Annotated in this window: 4 protein-coding genes; 1 reads left to right on the forward strand and 3 read right to left on the reverse strand. The window is 64.4% G+C overall.

Features of this window, described 5'->3' with window-relative positions; translation table 11 throughout:
* Positions 1-200: 200 nt before the first annotated feature.
* Positions 201-530, reverse strand: coding sequence for a DUF5615 family PIN-like protein (locus tag V5A20_RS13740; protein ID WP_332317058.1), 330 nt, complete (start codon positions 528-530; stop codon positions 201-203).
* Entirely contained in the window at positions 531-839 is a 309-nt protein-coding gene (locus V5A20_RS13745; RefSeq protein WP_332327612.1) for a DUF433 domain-containing protein, read from the reverse strand.
* A 277-nt stretch (positions 840-1,116) separates the two neighbouring features.
* Between V5A20_RS13745 and V5A20_RS13750 the strand changes: the two genes are divergently transcribed.
* Positions 1,117-2,016, forward strand: a complete 900-nt coding sequence (locus V5A20_RS13750) for an integron integrase (RefSeq protein WP_442978440.1) — start codon at positions 1,117-1,119, stop codon at positions 2,014-2,016.
* A gap of 120 nt (positions 2,017-2,136) precedes the next feature.
* Here V5A20_RS13750 and V5A20_RS13755 read toward each other — a convergent pair.
* Positions 2,137-3,373 (reverse strand): MMPL family transporter (locus V5A20_RS13755; protein WP_332327613.1); only part of this gene is annotated, 1,237 nt, incomplete at its 5' end.

Genomic DNA, 3,373 nt, shown 5'->3' on the forward strand with positions numbered 1-3,373 from the left:
ACAACTAGAATAGATCCGTCGCCTCTCAATGTCAAAATCCTCGCGTCATAACGGTCAAGTTCACCTGCGGTGGGCTCGCCTGGCTCTACTTCTGAAACGTAGCAAACTGTCTCGACAAGCGCACCGCGGCAATGGAAGCTGACAAGCACACCGTCAGGTGCAACGATGGGTTATGTAGCGGGGATTTTGACCTGCCGCGCTCACAGAAACTCGACATGTCCACGCATCCCTTCCCTGCCCAGCACTTCCGCAATGAGTGTCAGCCCACGAACCGTTTCGCCAACACTCCGTCTCTGCGGCAGGTACACCACTCCGGGGTGCTCCGCCGACTGGGCAGCGAGGCGCAAAAAATCATCGTCCTGCGTTACGATGGTTCGCTCCTCCTCTCGCGCAAACGCAAAGTGTTCTTCGTCGCTCGCTCCCAGCATTCCCGCTTCAGCGAGCGTACGTACGTCGACGCCGCGACGACGCAGCCCCTTCGCAACTGCTTCTGCGATGTGTTCGTCCAGATAGTACCGAATACTGGCCATCTATCCTTTCCCTTCAAGCTTCTGCTGAAGCTTCGAGGGCGTCTGACGCCTGAGTTCCTCAACAAAAGCCTCACTCTCACGAATCGACTGGTCAATTTCTTCGCGATGAGCGAAGTAGTAGGCGAGGGCCGCGTAGATGTCGGCCAATTCGAGATCGTATTCACTGGCAATCTCGTCGGCACTCCACCCCAGACGGTCGTGCCAGATCGCGATATTCTGCACCGTAATCCGGTGACCAGCAATGCGCGGCTTGCCCCCGCACACATCAGAGGTCTGAACGATACGCTGATCGAGAGATTTGGTCGCCATGGGAGAAGAGGTCGGCTTGTCGAGCAGGACGGTGTCCAATACAACTGACCTGAACGCTGGCAGTTGCGCCCCGCGACATAACCTATAATATCAAGGTGCTCGACATAGGCACATCTTCAACCCCGTAACCCATTGAACCATTGCTGGTTACGCGAAATGCTCTGTGCATATGTCAAACGGATACGACTGGCGGAATATGTCAACTCCCTTGATATATTGAATATTGGCGATCTTATTGTCAAGCCATACGCTCTGACCGGAGTCTCTTTCCTCGGCCATGCCTGGGCCCGACCCCCACGCCCCTAAGCTCCTCGACCGGGTACGACAGGTCTGCCGGCGCCGCCAGTACAGCTACCATACGGAGAAGGCGTACGTGCGCTGGGTCATCCGCTTCGTCCGCTTTCACGACACCACCCATCCCCGCCACCTCAACGAGGATGACATCCGGGCCTTCCTGTCCCACCTCGCGTCGGAGCGCAACGTGGCGGCCTCCACCCAGAACCAGGCCCTCAATGCGCTGGTGTTCCTCTACGAACAGGTGCTCGGGGTTGAGCTCGGCGACCTCGGGCCGCTCGACCGCGCCGACCGCCCCAAACGCCTCCCCACGGTGCTCTCCCGCGAGGAGGTACGGCACCTCTTTGCGGCCCTGCCCCCCGGTCCGAACCGACTCATTGCTCATCTTCTCTACGGCAGTGGCCTGCGCCTCTCGGAAGCCCTGCGCCTCCGGGTGAAGGCGCTCGACTTTGACGGGGGCCGCGTCCACGTGCGGGACGGGAAGGGCGGAAAGGACCGCACGACGATGCTCCCCGAGCGCCTGCACGCCCCCCTCCAGCGCTATCTCAAAAAGGTGAGGGCCCAGCACGAGACGGACTGTGTGGAGGGCGTCGGGAGCGTGTATCTGCCCGACGCGATTGCGGAGAAGTACCCGAACGCAGCGACCGAGTGGCGGTGGCAGTACGTCTTCCCCTCCCCCCGGCTGTCGGACGACCCGCGCAGTGGGGCTGTGCGCCGCCACCACCGGTCCGATTCGGCCGTGCAGCGGGCCGTCAAGAACGCCGCCGACGCGGCAGACATCGAGAAGCACGCCACCTGCCATACCCTCCGGCATTCGTTCGCCACCCACCTGCTACGAGACGGCACCGACGTGCGCACCATTCAGCGACTGCAGGGGCCATGAGCAGCTGCGCACCACCATGCAGTACGTCCACGTTCTGGAACAGAGCGGCGAGGGCGTGACGAGCCCACTCGACACTCTCAATACGAATTAGGGGACACACTCCTGCGTTGGTCCTGCCCCCTATCTCGTCCCCGACGCGTGCGGCGCGTCGCCGCGGTCCTCCAGCCACTGCCACAGCGCCGGCAGGAAGACGACCGCCGCGAGCAGCGTGGTGCCCAGACCCAGCACCGCGAGGGTGCCCATCGAGGTGAGGCCGGGGTGGAAGCTCAGGAGCAGGCCCCCGAAGCCGACCATCGTCGTGAGCGTGCCCATCGTCACGTGCTCCCCCGTCGACCGCAGCACCGTCCAGAGCGCGCCGGGGCCCTCCTCCCGGTACCGGTGCACCATGTGGACCCCCGCGTCGTTGCCGATCCCCAGGATGGCCGGAAAGACGACCATGTTGTAGAAGTTGACCTTCAGCCCGAAAATCTCCATCACCAGCAGCATCCACAGCAGGCCCACCACGAGCGGCACGAGGGCCAGCCCGGCCCACCGGAGCGACCGGAAGTTGAGCAGCATCAGCGCCGCGACGATGACGAACGTGCCCAGAATCATCCAGGGCGCCTCCCGCTGCAGCAGCATCAGCATGTCCGCCGCCACGAGGGAGGTGGACCCCGCGTGGTAGGTGGTGCCATCGTCCGTCGTGATGGTGCCCGCATCCTGGGCGAAGGCGATCGACTTCCGCCCGTCGGAGAGGCCCACGGACGGGTAGATCATGACGAACTGGCCCAGCTCCCCCTCCTTGGTCGTGAACTGCTTGCGGAGCGACCGGGGCACCTGGTCGAGCGGGATGGGGGCGCGGGTCTGCGCGGCGCGGCGGAGCCGCTCCAGCGCGTCGGTGGACTCGTCGCGCAGGTAGCGGTTCTCGGTGGCGGTCTCTCGGATCTGGGCGATCCGGTCCAGCTTGGTCGCCTGGGCGGTGTCGCGGAGGGGAAACCGCTCCTGCAGGCTCTCCACCGCGAGGATGGTGGGGGAGGCGGTATCGGCCCGCATCTTTTTACGGACGGCCTCCACGATGTTGGGCACCTCGGCCGCGCTGTCCGCCACGATGTAGGCCGGGTTGCGGCGGTCGTCGTCCCCGCCCGTGCTTACACGGTCGACGTACTGGTCGCGCTGCTCGTACTCGGTGTACTCCGGCTCCAGCGCCCCGAAGTCGTACTGAAAGTCGACGCGTGGAGCAAGGACCAGGGCCGCAAACACGGCCACGAGGCCGCCAATCACGACGGGCCGCGCCGCCGCGTACCGCCGCTGCGTGTCGCCGCGGGCCTCCATGCCGGCCCCCACCCGCAGGCTAAGCAGGCGGGTCCGCTCCAGCAGG

The organism is Salinibacter sp., assembly GCF_036626415.1.
Classification (GTDB): Bacteria; Bacteroidota; Rhodothermia; order Rhodothermales; family Salinibacteraceae; genus Salinibacter.